This window comes from Paucimonas lemoignei, from assembly GCF_004342585.1.
Lineage (GTDB): Bacteria > Pseudomonadota > Gammaproteobacteria > Burkholderiales > Burkholderiaceae_D > Paucimonas > Paucimonas lemoignei.
In genome coordinates this window covers 39,795-62,907 of the sequence record NZ_SLZQ01000002.1, presented here as the reverse complement: position 1 = coordinate 62,907, position 23,113 = coordinate 39,795, and the positions used below count along the sequence as shown (strand labels likewise).

The following is a 23,113-nucleotide window of genomic DNA, read 5'->3' as shown; positions in this document are numbered from 1 at the left end:
GACATGGCGGCTCTTGAAGGCGCCGGGCGCCGCCCTGCTTTCGCTGTCACGACACTGGTGGCGCTGGCCGCCGGTGTCGGCAACTTGTTCGCCTTCGCGCCCTTCGGCCTGTGGCCGCTGCAAATCCTGCTGCTGGCCATCCTGTTGCGGCTATTGCTTGCATCCGCTTCCGTGCGCCAGGCCGGCTTGCTCGGTCTTGCCTATGGCTGGGGCTGGGCAGTCGCCGGCGTGCACTGGCTGTACATCAGCATGCACGATTATGGCGGCATGCCATCCTGGATGGCGGCGCTGGCGGTCGCGCTGCTGGCAATCTGGCTAGGCCTCTTCGTCGCGCTGGCGGGGGGCGTCGGCATCTGGCTGCGCCGGCGCTGGCAGCTTTCCGACACGCTGACTTTGCTACTGATTCTCCCCTCGCTCTGGGCCCTGGGAGAATGGATGCGCGGCTGGATCTTCACCGGTTTCCCCTGGATCTCATCCGGTTATGCGCATGGCAATGGGCCGCTGGCCGGCTTTGCGCCGCTCGTCGGTGTGTATGGCATCGGCTGGCTGGCGGCACTGATGGCAGGTGGGCTGGCGCTACTGCCGTCACGCAAATTGCCTGCGCTATTGCTGCCGGCATTGCTGGTCGCCGGCTGGGCATTACAGACGATTACCTGGACTGACAAGCATGGCGAGCCGATTACCGTGCGCCTCCTGCAGGGCAACGTGCCACAGGAAATGAAGTTCGATCCTGAGCGTATCGTCAACACCCTGTCGGACTACGAGATCATGATCAGCCAGCGCCCGGCAGATTTGATCGCCACGCCGGAAACTGCGATTCCACTGCTGTCGACCCGCCTGCCGGAAGAGTACCTGGGCAGGCTGGCTACCTTTGCACGGCAGTCGGGCAGCCACATCATCCTTGGCTTGCCGATGTCCGATGGTCCGGGCCGCTACGCCAACAGCGTGCTGGGGCTGGCTCCCGGCGGCACGCCAGGCGCGCAAGGTGTGCAGAACGCAGGCTATCGCTATGACAAGCATCATCTGGTGCCCTTCGGCGAATTCATTCCGCCGGGGTTCCGCTGGTTCGTCGACATGATGAACATACCGCTGGGCGACTTCACGCGCGGCGCACCGTTGCAGGCGCCATTCAAGGTCAAAGACCAGTGGGTGCTGCCGAATATCTGCTACGAAGACTTGTTTGGCGAAGAGATCGCCGATCAGCTTTCAGCCGGTTATTTCGGCGAGATGCCGCAAGCCACCGTGCTGCTGAACGTGTCCAACATCGCCTGGTTCGGTGACTCGATCGCCTTGCCGCAGCATTTGCAGATTTCGCAGATGCGCGTGCTGGAGACGGGCCGCCCGATGCTGCGCGCCACCAATACCGGCGCGACCGCCATCATTGACCATCGCGGTCAGGTGACGGCGCAACTGAAGCCATTCACCACCGGCACGCTGGAAGCCACGGTGCAGGGTTATGCCGGCATGACGCCCTATATCGTGCTCGGAAATGGGCTGGTAGTGACGCTCGCCCTGCTGGCTCTGGCAATCGCACGTTTCTTGAGCTGGAAAAAGGGGCAAAATCAGCCGGAGCCGGGCAAAAAACGCTAAAATTCAGGGTTTTACCGATTCGACTTCACCCCATCACGGGGACGGAAAACCCACCATGCTCACATTTCAACAAGTCATACTGAAGCTGCAGGAATACTGGGATGCGCAAGGCTGCGCGCTCTTGCAGCCCTACGACATGGAAGTCGGCGCCGGCACTTCGCACACCGCGACCTTCCTGCGCGCGATCGGCCCGGAACCCTGGCGCGCCGCCTACGTGCAACCCTCGCGCCGTCCCAAGGATGGCCGCTACGGCGAGAACCCCAACCGCATGCAGCACTATTACCAGTATCAGGTGGTGCTGAAGCCGGCGCCGGAAAACATCCTCGACCTCTACCTCGGCTCGCTGCAGGCGCTGGGGCTCGACCTCAAGCAAAACGATGTGCGCTTCGTTGAAGACGATTGGGAAAACCCGACCCTCGGCGCCTGGGGGCTGGGCTGGGAAGTTTGGCTCAACGGCATGGAAGTCACGCAGTTCACTTACTTCCAGCAAGTAGGCGGCCTCGATTGCAAGCCGACGCTGGGCGAAATCACTTACGGTATCGAACGCCTGGCGATGTACCTGCAAGGCGTGGAAAACGTCTATGACCTGGTGTGGACCGAATGGGAAGAACATGGCGTGACCAAGCGCCTGACCTATGGCGATGTCTTCCATCAGAACGAGGTTGAGCAATCGACCTATAACTTCGAGCACTCCAACACCGAATTCCTGTTTTCGCTGTTCGGCAATTACGAAGCCGAGGCCAAGCGTCTGATGGAAGTTCCGCTGGCGCTGCCGGCCTATGAAATGGTCTTGAAAGCCGCGCATACCTTCAACCTGCTGGATGCGCGCGGCGCCATTTCCGTGACCGAGCGCGCTGCCTATATCGGCCGCATCCGCAACCTGTCGCGTTCGGTGGCACAGGCCTACTACGATTCGCGCGAGAAGCTGGGCTTCCCGATGTGCGGCGACAGCCGCCAGGCCGCGTAGTCCCACGACGCGCCGACAACAAATAACGAGAACGCAATGACTCAAACACTACTCGTCGAACTGTTTACCGAAGAATTGCCGCCGAAGGCATTGGCAAAACTGGGAGAAGCCTTCGCCGCCGGCATCGTGAATGGCTTGAAATCGCGCGACTTCCTCGAAGCTGATGCCGTCGCCACTTCCTATGCCACGCCGCGCCGCCTGGCGGTGTCGATCACCCGCGTGCGCGGGACGTCTCCCGACAAGGCGATCCGCGAAAAAGTGCTGCCGGTAACGGTGGCGCTGGATGCCGAAGGCAAGCCGACTGCGCCTCTGGGCAAGAAGCTGGCCGCGTTGGCAGCCACCGCCAAGGTCGAAGCCATCTCGCTGGAACAACTGGAACGTGCTCAGGATGGCAAGACTGAAAGCTTTTTCTTCAGCTATACCGCTGCCGGTTCGCCACTGCATATCGGCTTGCAAGCCGCGCTGGAAGATACCGTCGCCAAGCTGCCGATCCCGAAGGTCATGAATTACCAGCGCCCGGATGGCTCCGACGTGCAATTCGTGCGCCCGGTGCACCGCCTGATCGCCCTGCACGGCACGGAAGTCGTGCCGCTGGCGATCCTCGGCTTGGCTGCTGGCCGCACCACGCTCGGCCACCGCTTCCTGTCGCAAGGCGAAGTGGCGCTGCCGAATGCGGAAAGCTATGAAACGCTGCTGGAATCCCAGGGCAAGATCGTGCCCAGCATCACCGAGCGCAAGGAAAAGATCCGCGCCGCTTTGCTGGAGCGCGCCGGTCATGACAAGGTCTTGATGCCGGAATCGCTACTGGATGAAGTGACCGCATTGGTCGAATGGCCTGTCGTGTACGAATGCCACTTCGAGGAAGAATTCCTCGCGGTGCCGCAAGAGTGCCTGATCCTGACCATGCAGACCAATCAGAAATATTTCGCGCTGACCGATGCCAATGGCCGCCTGCGTTCGCGCTTCCTGATCGTCTCCAATCTCGAAACAGCAGACCCGCAGCACATCATCGGCGGCAACGAGCGCGTGGTGCGCCCGCGCCTGTCGGATGCAAAATTCTTTTTCGAGCAGGATAAGAAAAAGAAGCTGGCTGACCGCCTGCCCGGCTTGGCCAACGTGGTCTACCACAACAAGCTGGGCACCCAGGCGCAGCGCACCGAGCGTGTCAAATCGCTGGCCGCCGCCATTGCCAAATCCATCGGTACCGATGTGGCGCTCGCCGAACGCGGCGCACTGCTAGCCAAGGCTGACCTGCTGACCGACATGGTGGGCGAATTCCCCGAGCTGCAAGGCATCATGGGCACCTACTATGCCCGCCATGACAGCGAACCGGAAGAAGTGGCGCAAGCGATATCGGAACACTATCAGCCGCGCTTTGCCGGTGATGCTTTGCCTGCGACGAATACAGGCACGGCCGTGGCCCTGGCCGACAAGCTGGAAACCCTGGTCGGCATCTGGGGCATCGGCCTTGCGCCCACCGGCGACAAGGACCCGTTTGCATTGCGCCGCCATGCGTTGGGCATTTTGCGCATGCTGGTGGAAAAGCGCCTGCCGCTGTCGATCAGCCAGTTGCTGACGCAAGCTGCGCAACTGTTTGCCGGCAATGCGCAATTCAAGCAAGCCGACGCCGACATCCGCACATTCCTGTACGACCGCCTGCGTGGCCTGCTGCGCGAGCGCGGCTTCACGCAACACGAAGTGGAAGCCGTGGTCGCGCAGGAACCGGATACCCTGGATAACGTCATCGAGCGCCTGGAAGCGGTGCAAGCCTTCGCCGCCCTGCCGCAAGCGGAAGCTTTGGCTGCCGCCAACAAGCGCATCACCAACATCCTGAAGAAATCCGAAGGCACTGCCGGTAGTGTGCAGACCGGCCTGCTGCAGGAGGAAGCCGAGCGTGCCCTGCATGGCGCCATGGTCGCACTGGCGCCGAAGATCGATGCCGCGTTTGCCCAAGGCGACTTCACCGGCACCTTGAAAGCGCTGGCGCAATTGCGCGAGAACGTGGATGCCTTCTTCGACGATGTGATGGTGATGGCGGAAGATCCGGCATTGCGCAACAATCGCCTGGCATTGCTGGCGCAATTGCACGGCATGATGAACCGCGTGGCCGACATTTCCAAGCTGGCCGCCTAAAGTTCACATGCCTCACGCGCAAACATCGGCCATGAAGCTGATCGTCCTCGACCGCAACGGCGTCATCAACCAGTACGCCGAGGGTTACATCAAATCGCCGGAGGAATGGGTGCCCATCCCCGGCGCGCTGCAGGCGATCGCACGCCTGAACCAGGCTGGCTACCGGGTGGTGGTCACCACCAATCAGTCCGGCATCGCCCGCGGCAAGCTTTCCGTGGTGGCGCTCAATGCCATCCACCAGAAGATGCATGAAGCCGCGAAAATGGCCGGCGCCGATATCGATGCCGTGTTCTTTTGCCCGCACGCAGTCGAAGACAATTGCGACTGCCGCAAACCCAAGCCGGGCATGCTGCGCGCCATCGCCAGGCGCTACGACATCGACTTGAAAGGCGTGCCGGTCGTCGGCGATTCCCTCTGCGACCTGCAAGCCGCGTTCGTGTCCGGTTGCGCGCCCTATCTGGTCTTGACCGGCAATGGCACGCAGACGCTCGACAAGGGAGGCCTGCCGCCGGGAACGAAAACCTTTCCGGATCTGGCAGCCGTAGTGGACAATATCCTTGCAGAAGTTCCGCCGGCTGGCGCGGCTTCCTGATTACATCATTATTCGAAATAGGTTTCCCATGTCGCGTCTTTCGCTGATTCTGCGATCCGTCGTTTTTGCCTTTCTGCTGGGACTGGCTACTTTCATCTGGGCGCCGCTGTGCTTCTTCTTTGCGCCGCTGCCCTATCACAGGCGCTACTACTGGACCTCGCGCTGGAACGTGTTCGTGATCTGGGCAGCCAAGGTCGTCTGCGGCATCGATTACCAAATCAAGGGAATGGAAAACCTGCCCGATGCACCGGCAATCGTCTTGTCGAAACACCAGTCGGCCTGGGAAACCATTTTCTACCTTTGCATCATGCCGCGCCCGCTGGTGTTCGTGTACAAAAAGGCACTGGGCTACATCCCGTTTTTCGGCTGGGGCATCGCGCTCTTGCGCATGATCCCGATCGACCGCAGCAAGGGCCGCGACGCCTTCGAGCAAATCCTCGCGCATGGCAGAAAGCGCCTGGCTGGCGGCCAGTGGGTCATGATGTTCCCGGAAGGTACCCGCATCCCGGTCGGCCAGCGTGGCCGCTACAAGACCGGCGGCACTCGCCTGGCAGTGGAAACCAATACCCTGGTGGTGCCCATCGCGATGAACTCCGGCGAATACTGGCCGAAGAATTCGTTCATCAAAAAACCCGGCGTCATCACCGTCTCGATCGGCAAGCCGATTTCACCGGAAGGCTTGAATCCGGCAGAAATGATGCAGCAAGTCGAAAATTGGATAGAATCGGAAATGCGGGTGATTTCACCCGCGGTGTACGCCCGCCAGCCGGCGAATCACGCGACTGAAACTTGAAACTGCTACGCCAGAGTTCCCCCGATTCACCACAGCTTGACCTGCAGCTGGATCTTTTCGCGGCCGAAGCGCTTCCAGTCAATGCTCCCGCAGCGCCGCTCACGCCGGCGCCGGCAGCACAGCAACCCGACACTACCAGCTCGCTCTCCCCTGGCCCGCTTGCGCCCGGCAAACGGCGCATCCAGGTTGGCAGCCATGTTCTCGACTATGTCCTGCTGCGCTCCAAGCGCCGCACGATCGGTTTTCTGATCGATGATGACGGCTTGCGCATGACCGCGCCTAAATGGGTCAGCATTGCCGAAATCGAAGCCGCCATTCATGAAAAGCAGCGCTGGATTTTCACCAAGCTGAAAGAGAGGCGCGAGCGTTCGGCACGCCGCCTGCAGCCTCACATGCAATGGCGTGATGGCGCCACCCTGCCTTATCTGGGCAGCGATATCACGCTCAGATTAGGCACCGGCCGCAACGAGGGCATCGCCTTCAGCGAAACCGCGCGCGAACTGACCATTTCCCTGCCTGCAGACGCCGGCGAACAGCAACTGAAGGACCGCGTGCAAGGCTGGCTGCAGCAGCAAGCCAAGCGCATCTTTGCCGAGCGGCTGCCGCTGTATGCGGCAAAACTTGAAGTCGCTTATCGCTCCTTCGCGCTGTCCTCGGCCAGCACGCAATGGGGGTCCTGCACGGCGGATGGCAGAATTCGACTGAACTGGCGGCTGGTGCATTTTGCCCTGCCGCTGATCGATTACGTGGTCGCGCATGAATTGTCCCACCTGCGGGAAATGAATCACAGTCCGCGTTTCTGGGCCACAGTGCAATCGGTTTTCCCCGAATTCCAATCCGCTAGAAAAGCGCTGCGTGAACGGGGACCGGAAACGCTGCCGGTATTCTGACGCTGGCCCATGTCACCGTTCCTGTTTGCCTAAAATTTCAGCGCCCTGCAAAACTTACGAATATATGAGAGAATTTTGCGTGCGCCAATTTTGGCTGCGGCAATTTGCCGATCTCGCTACCATCCCGGCCCCATTCGACCGATGACGCGGCGCCAGGCTTGATCAGCCTGCGGACCCCGTCATCGCATTGCCCCCTACTTTTGCAGCCAGGCGCACATTCCTGCTCGGTCTACGGCTGCACCGTTTCACTGTCAAACGAATGGACTACTCCATTGATTCCCTGGCTGCGATAGACCGGCATCTATTCACTCGAGGAACACAATGAGCACGCATGCAGAGAGTGCCGGGAGGATTAACTCTCCCAGCCGGGTTTTATTCGCCAGCCTGATCGGCACCACGATCGAATTTTTCGACTTCTATATCTACGCCACCGCGGCGGTCCTGATCTTCCCCAAACTGTTTTTTCCATCGTCGGAACCGACTGCCGCCACCCTGCAGTCGCTGGCGACCTTTGCCATCGCCTTTTTCGCGCGCCCTATCGGCTCGGCAGTCTTTGGCCATTACGGCGACCGCATCGGCCGCAAGGCCACGCTGGTCGCGGCGCTCCTGACCATGGGCATTTCCACGGTCGTCATCGGCCTGTTGCCGACCTATGCGTCGATCGGCGTGATGGCGCCGATCCTGCTGGCGCTGTGCCGTTTCGGCCAGGGTTTGGGCCTCGGTGGAGAATGGGGCGGCGCCGTGCTGCTGGCAACCGAAAATGCGCCGCCGGGCAAGAGCGCCTGGTATGGCATGTTCCCGCAACTCGGCGCGCCGATCGGCTTCCTCCTCTCCGGCGGCAGCTTCCTTGTGCTGAGCGAAGTGCTAACCGAAGAACAATTCTTTGCATTCGGCTGGCGCATCCCGTTCCTGACCAGCGCGCTGCTGGTGCTGATGGGCTTGTATGTCCGCCTGAAAATCACGGAAACGCCCGTCTTCCAGAAAGTCCTGGACAAGCATGAGCGCGTCAAGGTGCCGGCCCTCACGGTACTGCAATCCCATACTCGTCCGCTGGTGCTGGGCACGGTGGCCGCGATGGCGACCTTCGTGCTGTTTTACCTGATGACGGTCTTTGCGCTCAGCTGGGGCACGTCCGCTTTGGGCTACTCGCGCCATGACTTCCTGTTGGTGCAGCTGTTCTCGGTGCTTTTCTTTGGCTTGACGATTCCGCTGTCGGCAGTCATCGCCGATCGCCGCGGACGCCGCAAGGCGATGATCCTGATCACCGCTGCAATTGCCCTGTTCGGTTTGCTGCTCTCCACGCTCTTCGTCGGCGGCAGTATCGCCAAGGTCACGCTGTTCATGTCGCTCGGTCTGGCGTTGATGGGGCTGACCTATGGTCCGCTGGGCACCTATCTCGCAGAACTGTTTCCGGCATCGGTGCGATACACGGGCTCGTCGCTGACATTCAACCTGGGTGGCATCCTGGGTGCCTCGCTTGCTCCTTATGCCGCTACCTGGTTGGCAAGCAACTTCGGCTTGCAGTATGTCGGATACTATTTGACCGTGGCATCCCTGCTTACCCTGGCGGCCCTGCTTTTCACCGAACGTTCTGCGGCTGATTCGATTCATGCAGTGCGTCCGGCTTGATATCGACTGGATATCCCAAGAGCGTGATTAAGCGTGATTAAAAAAGAAACGTTATAATTTCCAGTGCGCAATGTGGCAACTTCCTGCATTGCGCCGGCTCTTAACAATACAACCAGCCCTGATCCTTATGCATGCCATGACGACCAAATTCGCCGCCATCGTGCTTGCCGCCTCGGCATTGCACATCCCCGCCTTCGCAGTTGATTCCGTATCGGTAGAGTATGGTACCGGCAACCATACCGATGTCTATCGTGTCGGCGCCCAATGGAATTGGGGAAAACAGTGGTGGCAATCCAATGGCACGCATATTGGCGGCTACTGGGACTTAAACCTGGGACAATGGCGCGGCAACCGCTATCAAAACATTCCAGGCAATCACCAGAACATCACCGTGGCTGGCATTACGCCAGTGTTCCGCTTCCAAAAAGATAACTTGCAAGGCTGGTATGGCGAACTCGGCATTGGCGCCAACCTGCTGAGCGGCTACTATGATGTGGGCGGCCGGCGCTTCTCCACGCGCTTCCAGTTCGGCGATCACATCGGCATTGGCTATGTGTTTTCCAACAAGGTGGATGTCGGCTTGCGCTACCAGCATTTTTCCAATGCCAGTATCGATAGCCCCAACCCCGGCGTGAATTACACCGTCCTGCGAGTCAGCTACCCGCTCGGAAAGTAAACAGCATCATGCGCGTTCTCCACACCATGCTGCGGGTCGGCGACCTGCAGCGCTCCATCGATTTCTATACCCGCTTGCTCGGCATGAAGCTGCTGCGCACCACCGACCGGCCGGAGCAGCAATACAGCCTGGCATTTCTCGGCTATGGCAGCAATCCTGAACACGCGGAACTGGAACTGACCTACAACTACGGCGTGGACAAATACGAACTGGGCACGGCCTACGGCCACATCGCCATTGCTGTTGACGATATCTACAGCACCTGCGATGGCATCCGGGCTGCCGGCGGCACGATTACCCGCGAACCGGGTCCGGTCAAGGGTGGCAGCACCGTGATCGCCTTCGTGCAGGATCCCGACGGCTACAAGATCGAGCTCATCGAGCGCGAGATTTGACGTACTGGCGCCGGCCCGAGAAATTGTCGGCGCGCTCTTTTTCCTTCCTATACCAGCCGGTTAGCCAGCGCGACGAACTGCGCCACCGGCACGGTTTCCGGCCTGGACTGCGGATCGACGCCGGCATCGATCAGGTCGTTTTCGGTAAACATCCCGGCCAGGCAATTGCGGATCACCTTGCGCCGCTGTGAAAACGCCTTCGTGACCACCTGCTCCAGCCTGGTCTCGTCACAGGCCAGCGGCTTCTCCAGCGGGATCATGCGCACGATGGCCGAATCGACGCGCGGCGGCGGATCAAAAGCAGTCGGCGGCACCACGAACAGCAATTCCATGTAATAGCGCCATTGCAGCATCACCGACAGACGGCCATATTCTTTGCCGCCCGGCTCGGCCACCATGCGCTCCACCACTTCCTTTTGCAGCATGAAATGCTGGTCCTGCACCTGCCCGGCAATCTGCGCCAGATGAAACAGCAAGGGACTGGAGATGTTGTACGGCAGGTTGCCGACCACGCGCAGCTTCTTCCCTTCCGGCACCGGAATGCTGCCAAAGTCGAACTGCAAAGCATCGGCAGAATGCACGGTGAGGCGGGCCGGGTCGAAATGCTTTTGCAGGCGTGCCACCAGGTCACGGTCGAGCTCCACCACATGCAAGTGATTCAGCGACCCCAGCAAAAGCCGGGTCATCGCTGCCAGGCCGGGGCCGATCTCCACCATGGCATCATCGGGTTGCGGATTGATCGAACGGATGATGTCGTGCAGTACCTGCTGATCGGTCAGGAAGTTCTGGCCGAAGCGCTTGCGGGGAATGTGTTTCATGGATGTCTTGTAGAAGCCGACGCCGCAGCCATGTGCGCCGCCGTATGAATGGCTTCGATCATGCTGCCGCAATCGGCATGACCCAGGCCTTGTGCAGCCAGGTCCAGCGCGGTGCCGTGGTCAACCGAGGTGCGAATGATCGGCAAGCCGAGGGTGATATTGACGCCGCGGCCGAAGCTGGCATGTTTGAGCACGGGCAGACCCTGGTCATGATACATCGCCAGCACGCAATCGGCGTCCTGGAGATACTTAGGCTGAAACAGCGTATCCGCCGGATATGGCCCGCGCGCATCGATGCCGCGCTCCTGCGCGGTCTTGAGCACCGGGCTGATGACCTCGATTTCTTCACGGCCCAGATAGCCGCCCTCGCCTGCATGCGGATTCAAGCCGGTGACGAGGATACGAGGCCGGGCGATCCCGAATTTGTTGCGCAGATCGGCATGCACGATTTCGATGGTACGCAGCAGCGAGTCGCATGTAATCGCTGCCGGCACATCCTTGAGCGGCAAATGCGTGGTGGCCAGCGCCACGCGCAAGGGATGCGGATCGCTGCTGCCGGAGGCCAGCATCATGACGACCTGCGGCGTGGCGGTCTTTTCCGCAAAATATTCAGTGTGGCCAGTAAATGCCACGCCGGCATCGTTGATCGTGCTCTTTTGCAGCGGCGCCGTGACCACGGCATCGAACATGCCCGATTGCGCCCCGTTGATGGCGATGTCCAGCGTCTGCAGGACGGCGCGTCCATTGCGGGCATTCAAGCGGCCCGGGATGACCACCTCGTCCAGCGGACAGTCGATGACCGCCACGCGGTCGGCAGGAAAGCGTGGCAGGCCGGCGAAACATACCGCCTGCCACGAGACAGCCGACAGGCGCATGGCAGGGTCGATGGCATTGGCAGTTTGCGCCAGCAAGGCGGCATCGCCGATAAGCACGCTATTGACTTCGCTGCGCAACTGCCAGGCCGCACGCACGGAAATTTCCGGGCCGATGCCGGCAGGTTCGCCGACCGTGATCGCAATCGTCGGGCGGCGCGTAGGCGAAGCGTGTTCAGACATTATCTCTCTTCGTTGCGATACTCGACATACGCGCGGTCACGCAGCTGGCGCAGCCACTCCTGGGTCGCCTCCTCCAGCTTGCGCTCGCGCAGGGCCTGGCGTGCGACCAGACGCTTACGCTCTTGCGACACATCTTCATTCTTGCGTTCCAAAACCTGGATCAGGTGAAAGCCGAAAGGCGACTCGATCGGCTCACTGATCTGGCCCGGCTCCAGGGCATTCATTGCGCGCTCGAATTCCGGCACCGTGTCGCCCGGATAGATCCAGCCGAGATCGCCGCCCTTGGAAGCAGTCAGGTCGTTCGAGTACGAGCGGGCCAGTTCCTCGAAGGTCGCCGCCTTGTTGTCCAGGCGCTGCTTCAGATCCTGCAGCTTGCGCTGCGCATCCAGCGAAGACACGATCTGATTGACCTTGATGAGAATATGGCGAGCATGCGTCTGGGTGATCGTGGCCGGTGCGGCGGCGTTATTGCCGGCACGGACGACGCTGGGAGTACGCTTGCCGACCAGCTTCAGGATATGAAAGCCATTGGCGCTCTTTACCAGCGGCGCCACTTCTCCCGGCTGCAGATTACCCAAGGCATCCACGAACAATTGCGGCAGGCGGTCCTGCGTGCGCCAGCCAAGCTCGCCGCCCTTCAAGGCTTCGTCAGCATCGCTCGATGCCGCCGCCAGCTTGGCAAAGTCGGCGCCCGACTTCAGCTGTTGCAGCAGTTGCTCAGCGCGCTGGCGACGCTGCTCGATCTGCTCGGGCGAGGCGTTTTCCGGGATGCGCACCAGGATCTGCGCGACATTCCACTCCTGCTGGGAATGGCCGGCACCGGCTTCTTCCGCCAGGTAGTTTTCGATTTCCGATTCGCTGATCTGGATCTTGTTGTCGACTTCGCGCTCGCGCAGGCGTTGCATGATGATTTCGTTGCGGATCTCTTCGCGGAACTTCGCGAACGGCATGCCCTGTGTTTCAAGCTGATTGCGGAATTCCTGCAGCGACATGCGATTCTGCTCGGCGATGCGCGCCACGGCGCGGTCCAGCATCATGTCATCCACCTGAATATTCATTTCCTTGGCCAGTTGCAGCTGGGCCGTTTCGACGATCATGCGCTCCAGAACTTGCCGCTGAATTTCCGCGCGCGGTGGCAGATTGCCGTTCTGGCCTTGCGACGCGATCCGGCTCACGATCGCCTCGGTACGCTCATCCAGTTCCTTTTGAGTGATGACATCTTTATTCACCACCGCCACGATCGAATCCACCGTGCGAATGCGAGCAGGGGCCGCGGGGACAGACGCGAGCGCACCGGTTCCAGGCACGAGCGGGCCAGCGCCAGGAGCGAGCGGCCCTGCCCCCGGTTTGAACTGCGACCAGGCATCCGGCGTTGCGGCGACCGCCAGAACGGACAGGAAACAAGCAAGCGCGCTGCGGCGGAACGGTAGGCGGGTATTTCGCATAATGTGCAGTGAATCCATGAAATTGGTAAAAGGCTAGCGGAATTCGCCGCCGTTAGGCTGATTGATCATCTGGTAACCCGGAATATTCTTGCGCAAGGCTTCCAGCGGATTGGAACCGATGCGCGACAAGCCGTTCAGTTCGAGCTGGAGGAAGAAACCGGTGGTAGCCGTGTTGGATGAGGTCGGCGTGCGTTGCGCCACCAAGCGCAAGATCCAGCAATCGGCCTTGTATTCGAAGCCGAGCAGCGCTTCGGCCACCTTGCCGATGCGGTTGCCGACATTGGCATTGGCGGGCTGGTCATTACGCAACGAGTAATTAATACGACCAACACCGTACCAGCGCTGCGCAATCGGCCATTGCGCCGACAGGTCGAGTTGTTCCAGCGGCGATGCCAAGTTCGAGATATCGCGCCGATATTGCAGGTTCAGCACGCGCATCGGCCCCGGCTGCCAGCGTACACCATAGTTGTCGCGCACCATCTTGCTCAAACTCTGGCTGTACTGCATGTTGCCTTCGACACTGATCGTCCGCGACACTTTGCCAGCGGCGGCCAGCAGCAGGTCGGACTTGGTCTGACTATTCAGCACTCCCGGCAACGCTACGTTTTGATCGGAGAAATAATAACGTTGTCCGACCGCGACACGCGCCAATTCGGTGCCGGATTGGTCGAGGAATCGCGATACCACCGCTGCCGTCAACTGGTTGGCGTCACTGATGCGATCGTGGCCGACAAAGCGGTTTTCCGAGAACAACTGCGCATAACTAAAGTCCGTCAGACCGGTATCGAAAAGAGGGAAGTTGTTCTGATCACGGTACGGGGTGTACACGTAGAACAGACGCGGTTCAAGCGTTTGCGTGACGGCATTGCCGAACAGGCTGGCATCACGTTCGAAAATCAATCCTGTATCGATCGACGCCGTCGGCACGGCACGGCTCAGACTACCCGGCGCGCCAGCGGCACGGTTTTCCAGCGAATAACTGGTCGCATGCAGGGACAGCTTCGGCGTAATGAAGTAGCCGGGATGAATAATAGGGTAAGACAATCGCGGATTGACTACCAGGCGATCGCCGACCCGCGGATAATAGAGGCTTGGCTGCGCATAAGTCGGGTCGCCGACAAGATTGGATGGATGCCAGAAGCGGGTGGCTTCGACATCAGCCGCCAGGTCCCAGCCATTGAAGTCCTGCCGCTCGGCATGCAAGGCCAGTTGCGGCAGGCGGTCATACGGCCGCGAAATTGGCGCGATCGGGTCCTGCAGCACCTGGTAATTTGACGCGCGCAAGGTCGCAGACCAGAACGAGCTGCCATAGGTCAGCGACATATCGCGGGTCAACAGGCGCTGCTTGCTGGCGGTGATCGTGCTGGCGAAATCATCCGGATAGCGGTCATCGGACGCCCCATTCAGGTTCCAGGCCAGTGTCCATGCCGGCGCAAAGGTTTGGGTATGCAGCGACGACCAGGCATAGCGGTCGGTTTTGGTTTCACGATCGCTCGGCAGGTACTCCACACGCGTTTCGCCCGAATACGTCTGTCCCAGATAGCGCATTTCCGCACCGAGCTGCAGGCCACGCTTGGAAATCACTTTCGGGTACAGGGTCAGATCACGGTTGGGCGCGATATTGAAGTAATACGGCACGGTCACTTCCAGGCCGCCGGTGCTGGTGGCGCCAATAGTCGGCGGTAACACCCCGGACTTGCGCGCATCGGACAAGGGGAACGACATCGCAGGCGTTCCCAGGATCGGCACTCCTTTGAAATACACCACGGTTCCGGTAGCGAAACCCGTATCGCGCTCTTTGTCCAGCTGCAGCCGGGAAGACTTCAGATACCAGTCCGGATCAGGCATTTCACAAGTGCTGTACGTCCCATCCTCGACCACGGCCTCGTCTTGCGACTGGAAGTCGATGCGCTCGGCCTTACCCTGACCATTGTTGGTCTGCAGATGATAGGTTGGATTGGTGACGTAACCCTCGCCGGAGTCGATGCGCATCCGAAGTTCATCGCCGGTGTAACGGTCGCCCATGCGCCGCATGCGGATATTGCCGCTCGCATCCACCTCATCGTTAAGGATATTGTATGTGGCGCGATCGCTCTCGATGACCGTGGTGCCCTGAACGATTTCCACGTTCTTGTCGAGATGAACTTCCCGGTCAGGGCGGCCAGAAATGCGCTCGGCGCTGACGTTGATCGGCTCATCCTTGTCGGCAGTTTGTGCCGTAGCGAGTCCCGGCAATGCCGCGGCCGCCACGGTCGTTGTCACCATGCAAAGCAATAGCGGTGAATCGAAAAAAGGGGGAACCCGCATCATGAAAAAAACAAAACCATGCTAGTGAGCCTGTTGACCATTGTTAGCGTTATCGGCATGCGCCCTTCCCTGTCACGCAGCCGGCACACCGGGGGCAATATCTGCCCAGCGTGCAACAGCAGGCGATTTTTTGAATCGAATCCCTTATTATATGGGAATCTGTACCGACAACTGCATTCCTGCACCTTCCATGTCCACATCAAATTCCGTCGACTTGCGTTTAATACAACTAAAATCCTGGCTTGGCACCGTTACAACGCCCGCCGTTTTGCCGGATTCCATCCGTCCAGCCTCGGCCGATGCCAGCTTCCGCCGCTATTTCCGCGCCGATGGCACGGACGGTGTCACTTATATCGTGATGGATGCGCCGCCGCCGCATGAAGACGTGCGCCCGTTCATCCACGTGGCGGAATTGTTCGGCCAGTCGGGAATTTCGGTGCCGCACATCCTGGCAAAGGACGTGGAACAAGGCTTCCTGCTGCTTTCCGACTTGGGCAATACGACCTACCTGAACCAGCTGAGCCCGGATACGGCGCATAAGCTTTATCTGGACGCGATCGATTCGCTGGTGCTGTTGCAGACGCATAGCCAGCCAGGTGTCTTGCCGGAGTATGACCGTGCCTTATTGATGCGCGAACTGCAGCTCTTCCCTGAGTGGTATATCGGCAAGCATCTGGGTGCGACCCTGACCGATGCGCAGCAAGCCGATCTGAATAAAGTTTTCGATGTCCTGCTGGCCAATAACCTGGCGCAGCCGCAAGTCTATGTACACCGCGATTACCACTCGCGCAACCTGATGGTGCTCCTGCAAGGTAATCCGGGCATCCTCGATTTCCAGGATGCGGTGTATGGCCCCATCACCTACGATCTGGTGTCGCTGCTGCGTGACGCCTACATCCAGTGGGACGAAGAAATGGTGCTCGACTGGACGATCCGTTACTGGGAACGCGCCCGCCGCGCCGGTTTGCCGGTCAATCCGGATATCGATGCTTTTTACCGTGATTTCGAATTTATGGGCGTGCAGCGTCACCTGAAAGTACTGGGTATTTTTGCGCGCCTATACCACCGCGACGGCAAGGATGGCTACCTGAAGGATTTGCCACTGGTGATGGAATACACGCGCAAGGCTGCGGCACGTTATCGCGAACTGACGCCACTGATTCGCTTGCTCGATGTGCTGGAAGAGCGCGGTCCGCGCGTCGGCTATACCTTCTAAGGCAAAGACATCATGAAAGCCATGATTTTCGCCGCCGGACGCGGCGAACGGATGCGTCCGCTGACCGATGCCTGTCCCAAACCGCTCTTGAAGGTACGCGGACGGCCGCTGATCGTCTGGCATATCCTGAACCTGGTGCGCGCCGGGATTACCGATATCGTCATCAACCATGCGCACCTGGGCCACATGATCGAAGAAGCGCTGGGCGACGGCTCGCAGTTCGGCGCCAGAATCGCTTATTCGGCCGAAGGCACGGCGCTGGAAACCGCCGGCGGCATTGCCCGCGCGCGCCACCTGCTGGGCGATGAGCCCTTCGTCGCCATTGCTGCCGATATCTATTGCCCGCATTTCGATTTCAGCAAGGTCACTGACGTTTTGGAAGCCAACGATGTCTGGGGTAATCCGCATCCGCAAGACAAGCGTGACGTCGCCTGGCTGTACCTGGTCAAGAATCCGCCGCACAATCAAAAGGGCGATTTTGCCCTGAACAGTTTTTCGATTGCCAACGACGGCGAGCCGCGCCATACCTTTTCCGGCATCGGCGTGTATCGCCCTGAAATGTTCGATGGCGTGAAACCCGGCGACAAGGCTGCGCTGGCGCCAATCCTGCGCGAGTATGCCGCGCGCGGCCTGGTCGGCGGCGAAGTGTATCGCGGCGACTGGACCGATGTCGGCACGCCCGAGCGGCTCGAACAATTGAATGCCCCTCTTTTTCCCGCGAGGTCAACATGAAATCCTTTGCCGCCCGCCGTGCCGCGCTGATCGCTCATATGCAATCCCGAGGGGGCGGCGTGGCTGTCATTCCGACCGCGCCGGAAGTGGCGCGCAATGCCGATAGCGATTATCCGTATCGGCATGACAGCTATTTCTATTACCTGTCCGGTTTTCCAGAGCCGGAAGCGGTAATGGTGCTGGTAGTCGGCAAAACGACCCAGTCGATCCTGTTCTGCCGCGAAAAAAATCTCGAGCGCGAAATCTGGGATGGCTATCGCTATGGCCCGGAAGCGGCGCGCACGACCTTCGGTTTCGACGCGGCTTTTCCAATTGCGGCGCTGGATACCGAAATGCCCAAGCTGCTGGCCAACGCGCCGTCGATCTTCTACGCGCTGGGAGCCGACAGCAAGCTCGACGCCAGGGTGCAAGGCTGGCTGCATGCCGTGCGCCAGCAGGCACGCGCCGGCGTGGTGGCGCCATCGACGGCGCACGACATCCATGGCTTGCTGAATGAAATGCGGCTCATCAAGGATGCGGAAGAAATCGGCATCATGCGCCGCGCCGCCAATATTTCGGCGCAAGCCCATGCGCGCGCCATGCGCATGACAAAGCCAGGCGTGCGCGAATACCAGATCGAAGCGGAACTGCTGCATGAATTCCGCCGCCACGGCTCGCAATTCCCGGCTTACTCATCGATCGTCGCCGCCGGCGCCAATGCCTGCGTGCTGCATTATCGTGCCGGCGACGCGGTTGCCAAGGATGGCGACCTGATACTGATCGATGCAGGCTGCGAGCTCGACAGCTACGCTTCCGACATCACGCGCACCTATCCGGCCAACGGCAAGTTCTCCGGGCCGCAAAAGGAATTGTATGAAATCGTGCTGGCGGCGCAGTATGCCGCCATCGCCGAAACCAAACCGGGCAAGCGCTTCCCCGACGCCCACGATGCTGCTGTGAGAGTGCTGGCGCAAGGCATGCTGGACACCGGCCTGCTCGACGCCAACAAGGTCGGCACGCTGGATGATGTCATCGCCAAGGGCGACTACCGCCAGTTCTACATGCACCGTACCGGCCACTGGCTGGGCATGGATGTGCACGACGTCGGCGACTATCGTGAACCGGGCGAAGCGCCGGTCGAAGGAGAAAAGCCCTGGCGCATCCTGCGTCCCGGCATGGTCACCACCATCGAACCGGGCATCTATGTGCGTCCAGCGCAAGGGGTGCCGGAACAGTACTGGAACATCGGCATCCGCATCGAAGACGATGCGCTGGTGACGGAGAATGGTTGCGAATTGCTGACCGCGGATGCGCCGAAGACCGTGGCGGAAATCGAAGCCGTCATGCGCGAAGGCTGAAACCAGCATGGCGGACCACAACGACCGTAGCGACTTCGACATTGCGATCCTCGGCGCCGGCCCGGTCGGCCTGGCGCTGGCATGCATGCTGGTCAAGCGCGGCGCCACCGCTTCCCGCGTCGCCCTGATCGATGCCAAGACGCTCGACCAGGTGACGCAGGACCCGCGCTCCATCGCCCTGTCGCATGGCAGCCGGCAAATCCTGGAGCATATCGGCGCCTGGCCGCGCGTCACCGATCCGATCCATCAGATCCATGTCTCGCGTCGCGGCCATTTCGGCCGCACGCTGATCGACCGGACGGAGTTCGATGTCCCGGCCCTGGGCTATGTCACCCGTTATGGCCATATAGTCGCGGCGCTTTCGGATGCCGCTTACACGGCTGGAGTACAGGTAATTCGGCCGGTTCATGCCAATGCCATCGATGAAACAGAGGATGGCGTGGAGATTGAACTGGAAAATGGCACGCGGATTTTTTCGCGCATTCTCGTGCAGGCAGAGGGCGGCGTCTACGGCACGCAAACGGCCCGGTCACTGCGCCGCGACTATGGCCAGATCGCCATCATCGCCCACGTCAAAACCAGCGCGCCGATTGCGCATCGCGCCTATGAGCGTTTCACCGATGAAGGACCGCTGGCGCTGCTGCCGCAAGACGACGGCTATGCGCTGGTATGGTGCGCGACCCCGGCCAGCACGGAGCAGCTACTCGGGCTGCCGGATGCCAGCTTTCTGGATGCATTGGGCGAAGTTTTCGGCAGTCGCCTGGGGCACTTCACCCACGTTTCGCAGCGCAATACCTTTCCTCTGGGTTTGAATGCTCATCCGCCCGCGTCTTCCCGCACTGTAGCCATCGGCAATGCTGCACAAACCTTGCATCCGGTCGCCGGCCAGGGACTGAACCTGGGCCTGCGCGACGCCACTGTGCTGGCGCGACTGCTGGCGCAGGAAGCATCATCTGCCATGCTAGCCCGGTTTGCGGAACAACAGCAGGCTGACCGCAACGTCACGATCCGCCTGACGGATGTAATGGCACGCATCTTCGCCAGTGCGCCGCAAGGGAGCCTCTCCCAATCTCTGCTGGGCCTGTCTCTGGGGATTTTCGACAGTGTCAGGCCGGCGAAAAAACTGCTTGCCGAACAAATGATGTTTGGCTGGCGCTGAAATAGAAAGCCGCCGACTAGGCAATTTTTAATTTCATGGTTAGTGTCTCTACAGCTCGGAACAGGGCTGAATTGTCAGCCAAGCTGCCATGGCAATCGCACGCTGCTCACTTCGCAGCGTGTTTTCTCTGATACATCCGTTTATCCGCCAGATGTTTCAATGCCTGGCGCTCCGGGACTTCAGACAAGTGAGCGGATCCGAAACTGGCGCCGACGCAGCCGAAATCCTGCCGGCGCAATGTCTCCAGGGCCTCGTCCAGCATCTTCTCCATCCAAGCGAGGTCGCCGCATTCACAAGTAATGGCAAACTCGTCGCCGCCCATTCGATGGAGCAAAGCTTTTTGCCCAAGACGGCGCTGCAACTCGGCAGCAAAGCCACACAGCAAAGCATCGCCGCGTGCATGGCCGAAGGTATCGTTATAGTGCTTCAAGCCATCCAGGTCGATGATGGTAAGGCTGCCGCCATCGGGCAGTTTTTCCAGGCTGAGATCGAGATGAAAGCGATTCGGCAAGCCGGTCAGGGCATCGGTATGCGCCTGTGCGAAGTGCTTGCGCGCGCTTTCCATGGCTGCTTCTCGTTCACGGTGGAGTTGCGCGAATTGATATGACAGAACCAGCGCCAGCAAGATCACTTCGACTGCCACCGCCACCAGACCGACATGCTCGATGGTGATCGTGTAGCTATCCAGCTTTGCCAGTGAAATGGCCGCTGCGCCAAGAATGAAAAATGTCACGATCGCCACCAGGTAACGGCGTGCCGAGCGGTTGCCTGAGCGGGCACATACGCCCCCAGCGACAAGACCGTACGTGATAAACAGTCCAACGCCATAGCGATCGAGCTCCAGCGACCAGTTGGGCTTGGCGATAGCCGTCACGATGGCGAGCATCATCAATGCCAGTACACCCTGGCCGGCACGATACAGCCGCCCATGGTTATCGATGCGGATCTCCAGCAGCGCCATGACGAACAGGATATAAGCGCAATTGGAAACCAGGATGGCAAAACCGCCCAGGTAAAAGCCGCGCCAGCCCAGCAAATCCGAGAAAACCAGCAGGCACGTGCCATTCCAGAGCAGGTTACCCAGGATGAACAAGGCATACATCCGCTCTGCCATGCGCCGGCGCGCAGCGGCCAGCGCAGCGTAATAAAATCCCAGGCCGACGAAGATGCCGAGGCCGATCAGCACCACGGCATTGCCGGGCTTGATCCCCTGGCGGTAATCGTCCAGCGCATCGAGATAAGGTTCGGCCTGGGCCAAAAACATCGGGGAATCAAGCTGGGTCACGATCCGGTAGCTTCCCGCTGCCAGATCCAGTTCACGCCCATGCCGCAGAAAGAACGGGTTCTGCTCCGCGCTCTGAATGCCGCCGGACAGCGTCTTGATAAGCCGGCCTTGTGCGTCGAAGATCCAATGCTGGAAACGCCCGATCAGGCTGGAATTTTTCATGTCCAGCACGTATCGGCCATCTTGTTTCACAGTGAAATTCGCCTGGTGCCAGAAGTTGCCCCCTGTCGGTGCCAATCGCGAAACGGGAGCGAGCCCGCTCCGGCCAAGGTCATTCTGCAGCTGGTACGTCCATCCTGACGGCGCCTCAAACCATTGTCCCGGCAAATCCTGAGGAGCGGCATGCAACAAGGCTGGCCATACCAGGTAGAGGAACACACCAGCCAGCAAACGACACCAGGGTGGCAAGGAGCAGGAGGTAGGCAGCTTCAAGATCGCGAGAAATTGGGAGGATTAGAAAATCGAGCGAATTTTCACAGTAATGCTTGTTGGAGCCAAATGTTGAATAAGAAGCATGATACTGGCACTTTCAAGCCAAAGTCCATGCAAACGCTTCGCAACCTGAATTGCCGTTGTCATTCATGGTCAATTTTCTCTTCCCATAAAAAAACCGCGCGACAGGCACGCGGTTTTTGTTTGAATCCGGCTTAAGGCATCAAGCCGTCTTCAACGCCACCAACACTTCTTCCAGCATCTTCTTGGCATCGCCAAACAGCATGCGATTGTTATCCTTGTAGAAGAGCGGATTGTCCACCCCCGCATAGCCGGAAGCCATGCTGCGCTTCATGACGATCGATGTCTTGGCCTTCCACACTTCCAGCACCGGCATGCCGGCGATCGGACTGCCCGGATCTTCCATCGCCGATGGATTGACGATATCGTTAGCGCCGATCACCATCGCCACGTCGGTGTCCGGGAAGTCTTCATTGATCTCGTCCATTTCCATCACGATGTCATACGGCACCTTGGCCTCGGCCAGCAGCACGTTCATGTGACCCGGCATACGGCCCGCTACCGGGTGAATGCCGAAGCGCACGTTGACGCCCTTCTCGCGCAGGATCTGGGTGATTTCGTTGACGATATGCTGGGCCTGCGCCACCGCCATGCCGTAACCCGGCACGATGATGACATTCTTGGCTTCGCGCAGCAGCTCGGCGGTTTCAGCCGCAGTCACCGCCACCACTTCGCCGGCTGGTTGCGCCTCGCCCTTGGCAGCGGCGGTCTTGCCTGCGCCGGAACCGAAGCCGCCGGCAATCACGCTGATGAAGTTGCGGTTCATCGCGCGGCACATGATATAGGACAGGATCGCACCGCTGGAGCCGACCAGCGCACCAGTCACGATCAACAAGTCATTCGACAGCATGAAGCCGGTCGCCGCCGCCGCCCAGCCGGAATAGCTGTTGAGCATCGACACCACCACCGGCATGTCGGCGCCACCGATCGCCATCACCATGTGGAGTCCGAACAGGAAGGCGATCACGGTCATGACGATCAGCGGCGTCACGCCTGCATCCATCGACTCGGCGCGCACGAATTGCACACCGAAATAGATGACCACCAAAAGACCGATCAGGTTGAGCAGGTGACGCCCCGGCAGCAGCAGCGGCTTGCCGCCGATCTTGCCGGACAGCTTGCCGAAGGCAACCAGCGACCCGGAGAAAGTCACCACGCCGATCAGGATGCCGACATAGATTTCGATGTCGTGGATGGTCTTTTCCGCGCCGGTGAAATGCGCCGCGGCGGCCGGATCGATATAGCTGGCGTAACCGACCAGCGCGGCGGCGAGGCCGACCAGGCTGTGCATCAGCGCTACCAGTTCCGGCATCTGCGTCATCTTCACGACGCGCGCGGCATACAGGCCGATGCCGCCGCCGACCACCATGGCGCCGACGATCCAGGGGATACCGGCAGCCGCCACGCGCGGACCCAGCACCGTGGCCAGCACGGCGATCGCCATGCCGATGACGCCATAGAAGTTGCCGCGACGCGCGGTTTCCGGATTGGACAAGCCGCCGAGGCTGAGGATGAACAGGATCGCCGCGCCCAGATAGGCAACGATAGTGAGGCTTTCTGACATTTTCTTTGTGCCTTTCT

At 60.1% G+C, this 23,113-nt stretch carries 19 protein-coding genes; 13 read left to right on the top strand and 6 right to left on the bottom strand.

Annotated features, from left to right (window positions below; genetic code table 11):
- Window positions 1–3: 3 nt before the first annotated feature.
- From lnt to gloA, 9 genes are all read left to right on the top strand, one after another.
- Window positions 4–1,590: an apolipoprotein N-acyltransferase gene (gene lnt / locus EDC30_RS03485; RefSeq protein WP_132257359.1), complete on the top strand. Its 1,587-nt coding sequence runs from the start codon at window positions 4–6 to the stop codon at window positions 1,588–1,590.
- A 55-nt stretch (window positions 1,591–1,645) separates the two neighbouring features.
- Window positions 1,646–2,557 carry a glycine--tRNA ligase subunit alpha gene (glyQ, locus tag EDC30_RS03480; protein ID WP_132257357.1) on the top strand — a complete coding sequence of 304 codons (912 nt, stop codon included), beginning with the start codon at window positions 1,646–1,648 and terminating at the stop codon, window positions 2,555–2,557.
- Window positions 2,558–2,593: 36 nt separating this feature from the next.
- A complete protein-coding gene (glyS, locus tag EDC30_RS03475; RefSeq protein ID WP_132257355.1) occupies window positions 2,594–4,690 on the top strand; it encodes a glycine--tRNA ligase subunit beta in 2,097 nt (698 codons plus the stop codon).
- 31 nt (window positions 4,691–4,721) lie between these two features.
- Window positions 4,722–5,282 (top strand): D-glycero-beta-D-manno-heptose 1,7-bisphosphate 7-phosphatase, encoded by a 561-nt coding sequence (gene gmhB, locus EDC30_RS03470; protein WP_132257353.1) that lies wholly within the window; start codon window positions 4,722–4,724, stop codon window positions 5,280–5,282.
- 28 nt (window positions 5,283–5,310) lie between these two features.
- The gene (locus EDC30_RS03465) at window positions 5,311–6,075 is read left to right on the top strand and encodes a lysophospholipid acyltransferase family protein (protein ID WP_132257352.1); all 765 of its coding nucleotides are present in this window, start codon (window positions 5,311–5,313) and stop codon (window positions 6,073–6,075) included.
- On the top strand, window positions 6,072–6,965 hold the full coding sequence (locus tag EDC30_RS03460) for a M48 family metallopeptidase (protein WP_132257350.1): 894 nt from the start codon (window positions 6,072–6,074) through the stop codon (window positions 6,963–6,965). Before EDC30_RS03465 ends, EDC30_RS03460 begins: the two co-directional genes overlap by 4 nt.
- Window positions 6,966–7,286: 321 nt before the next feature.
- Entirely contained in the window at window positions 7,287–8,594 is a 1,308-nt protein-coding gene (locus tag EDC30_RS03455; RefSeq protein ID WP_132257348.1) for an MFS transporter, read from the top strand.
- Window positions 8,595–8,730: 136 nt separating this feature from the next.
- Window positions 8,731–9,270, top strand: coding sequence for an acyloxyacyl hydrolase (locus EDC30_RS03450; RefSeq protein WP_243656639.1), 540 nt, complete (start codon window positions 8,731–8,733; stop codon window positions 9,268–9,270).
- A gap of 8 nt (window positions 9,271–9,278) precedes the next feature.
- Entirely contained in the window at window positions 9,279–9,665 is a 387-nt protein-coding gene (gene gloA / locus EDC30_RS03445; RefSeq protein WP_132257345.1) for a lactoylglutathione lyase, read from the top strand.
- 47 nt (window positions 9,666–9,712) lie between these two features.
- On the opposite strand, the gene rsmA is transcribed toward gloA, so the two are convergent.
- From rsmA to EDC30_RS03425, 4 genes are read right to left on the bottom strand one after another with little or no spacing between them, the layout of a single operon-like run.
- Window positions 9,713–10,483: a 16S rRNA (adenine(1518)-N(6)/adenine(1519)-N(6))-dimethyltransferase RsmA gene (gene rsmA, locus EDC30_RS03440; RefSeq protein ID WP_132257344.1), complete on the bottom strand. Its 771-nt coding sequence runs from the start codon at window positions 10,481–10,483 to the stop codon at window positions 9,713–9,715.
- Window positions 10,480–11,538, bottom strand: coding sequence for a 4-hydroxythreonine-4-phosphate dehydrogenase PdxA (gene pdxA, locus EDC30_RS03435; RefSeq protein WP_132257342.1), 1,059 nt, complete (start codon window positions 11,536–11,538; stop codon window positions 10,480–10,482). Before pdxA ends, rsmA begins: the two co-directional genes overlap by 4 nt.
- Window positions 11,538–12,983 carry a peptidylprolyl isomerase gene (locus EDC30_RS03430; RefSeq protein WP_243656638.1) on the bottom strand — a complete coding sequence of 482 codons (1,446 nt, stop codon included), beginning with the start codon at window positions 12,981–12,983 and terminating at the stop codon, window positions 11,538–11,540. Before EDC30_RS03430 ends, pdxA begins: the two co-directional genes overlap by 1 nt.
- 33 nt (window positions 12,984–13,016) lie before the next feature.
- Window positions 13,017–15,248, bottom strand: a complete 2,232-nt coding sequence (locus tag EDC30_RS03425) for an LPS-assembly protein LptD (RefSeq protein ID WP_243656637.1) — start codon at window positions 15,246–15,248, stop codon at window positions 13,017–13,019.
- Window positions 15,249–15,480: 232 nt separating this feature from the next.
- Here EDC30_RS03425 and EDC30_RS03420 point away from each other — a divergent pair, with 232 nt between their 5' ends.
- From EDC30_RS03420 to EDC30_RS03405, 4 genes are read left to right on the top strand one after another with little or no spacing between them, the layout of a single operon-like run.
- Window positions 15,481–16,506 (top strand): aminoglycoside phosphotransferase family protein, encoded by a 1,026-nt coding sequence (locus tag EDC30_RS03420; RefSeq protein ID WP_132257337.1) that lies wholly within the window; start codon window positions 15,481–15,483, stop codon window positions 16,504–16,506.
- A 12-nt stretch (window positions 16,507–16,518) separates the two neighbouring features.
- Window positions 16,519–17,238, top strand: coding sequence for an N-acetylmuramate alpha-1-phosphate uridylyltransferase MurU (murU, locus tag EDC30_RS03415; RefSeq protein WP_132257335.1), 720 nt, complete (start codon window positions 16,519–16,521; stop codon window positions 17,236–17,238).
- A complete protein-coding gene (locus EDC30_RS03410) occupies window positions 17,235–18,575 on the top strand; it encodes an aminopeptidase P N-terminal domain-containing protein (protein WP_132257333.1) in 1,341 nt (446 codons plus the stop codon). The genes murU and EDC30_RS03410 overlap by 4 nt, the downstream gene beginning before the upstream one ends.
- A gap of 7 nt (window positions 18,576–18,582) precedes the next feature.
- Window positions 18,583–19,734: a UbiH/UbiF/VisC/COQ6 family ubiquinone biosynthesis hydroxylase gene (locus EDC30_RS03405; RefSeq protein WP_132257332.1), complete on the top strand. Its 1,152-nt coding sequence runs from the start codon at window positions 18,583–18,585 to the stop codon at window positions 19,732–19,734.
- Between the two features lie 106 nt (window positions 19,735–19,840).
- Here the strand turns inward: EDC30_RS03405 and EDC30_RS03400 are convergent, their stop codons facing one another.
- Both EDC30_RS03400 and pntB read right to left on the bottom strand, forming a co-directional pair.
- Window positions 19,841–21,451 (bottom strand): GGDEF domain-containing protein, encoded by a 1,611-nt coding sequence (locus tag EDC30_RS03400; RefSeq protein ID WP_207907201.1) that lies wholly within the window; start codon window positions 21,449–21,451, stop codon window positions 19,841–19,843.
- Between the two features lie 223 nt (window positions 21,452–21,674).
- Window positions 21,675–23,096 (bottom strand): Re/Si-specific NAD(P)(+) transhydrogenase subunit beta, encoded by a 1,422-nt coding sequence (pntB, locus tag EDC30_RS03395; protein WP_132257330.1) that lies wholly within the window; start codon window positions 23,094–23,096, stop codon window positions 21,675–21,677.
- Window positions 23,097–23,113: the final 17 nt, after the last annotated feature.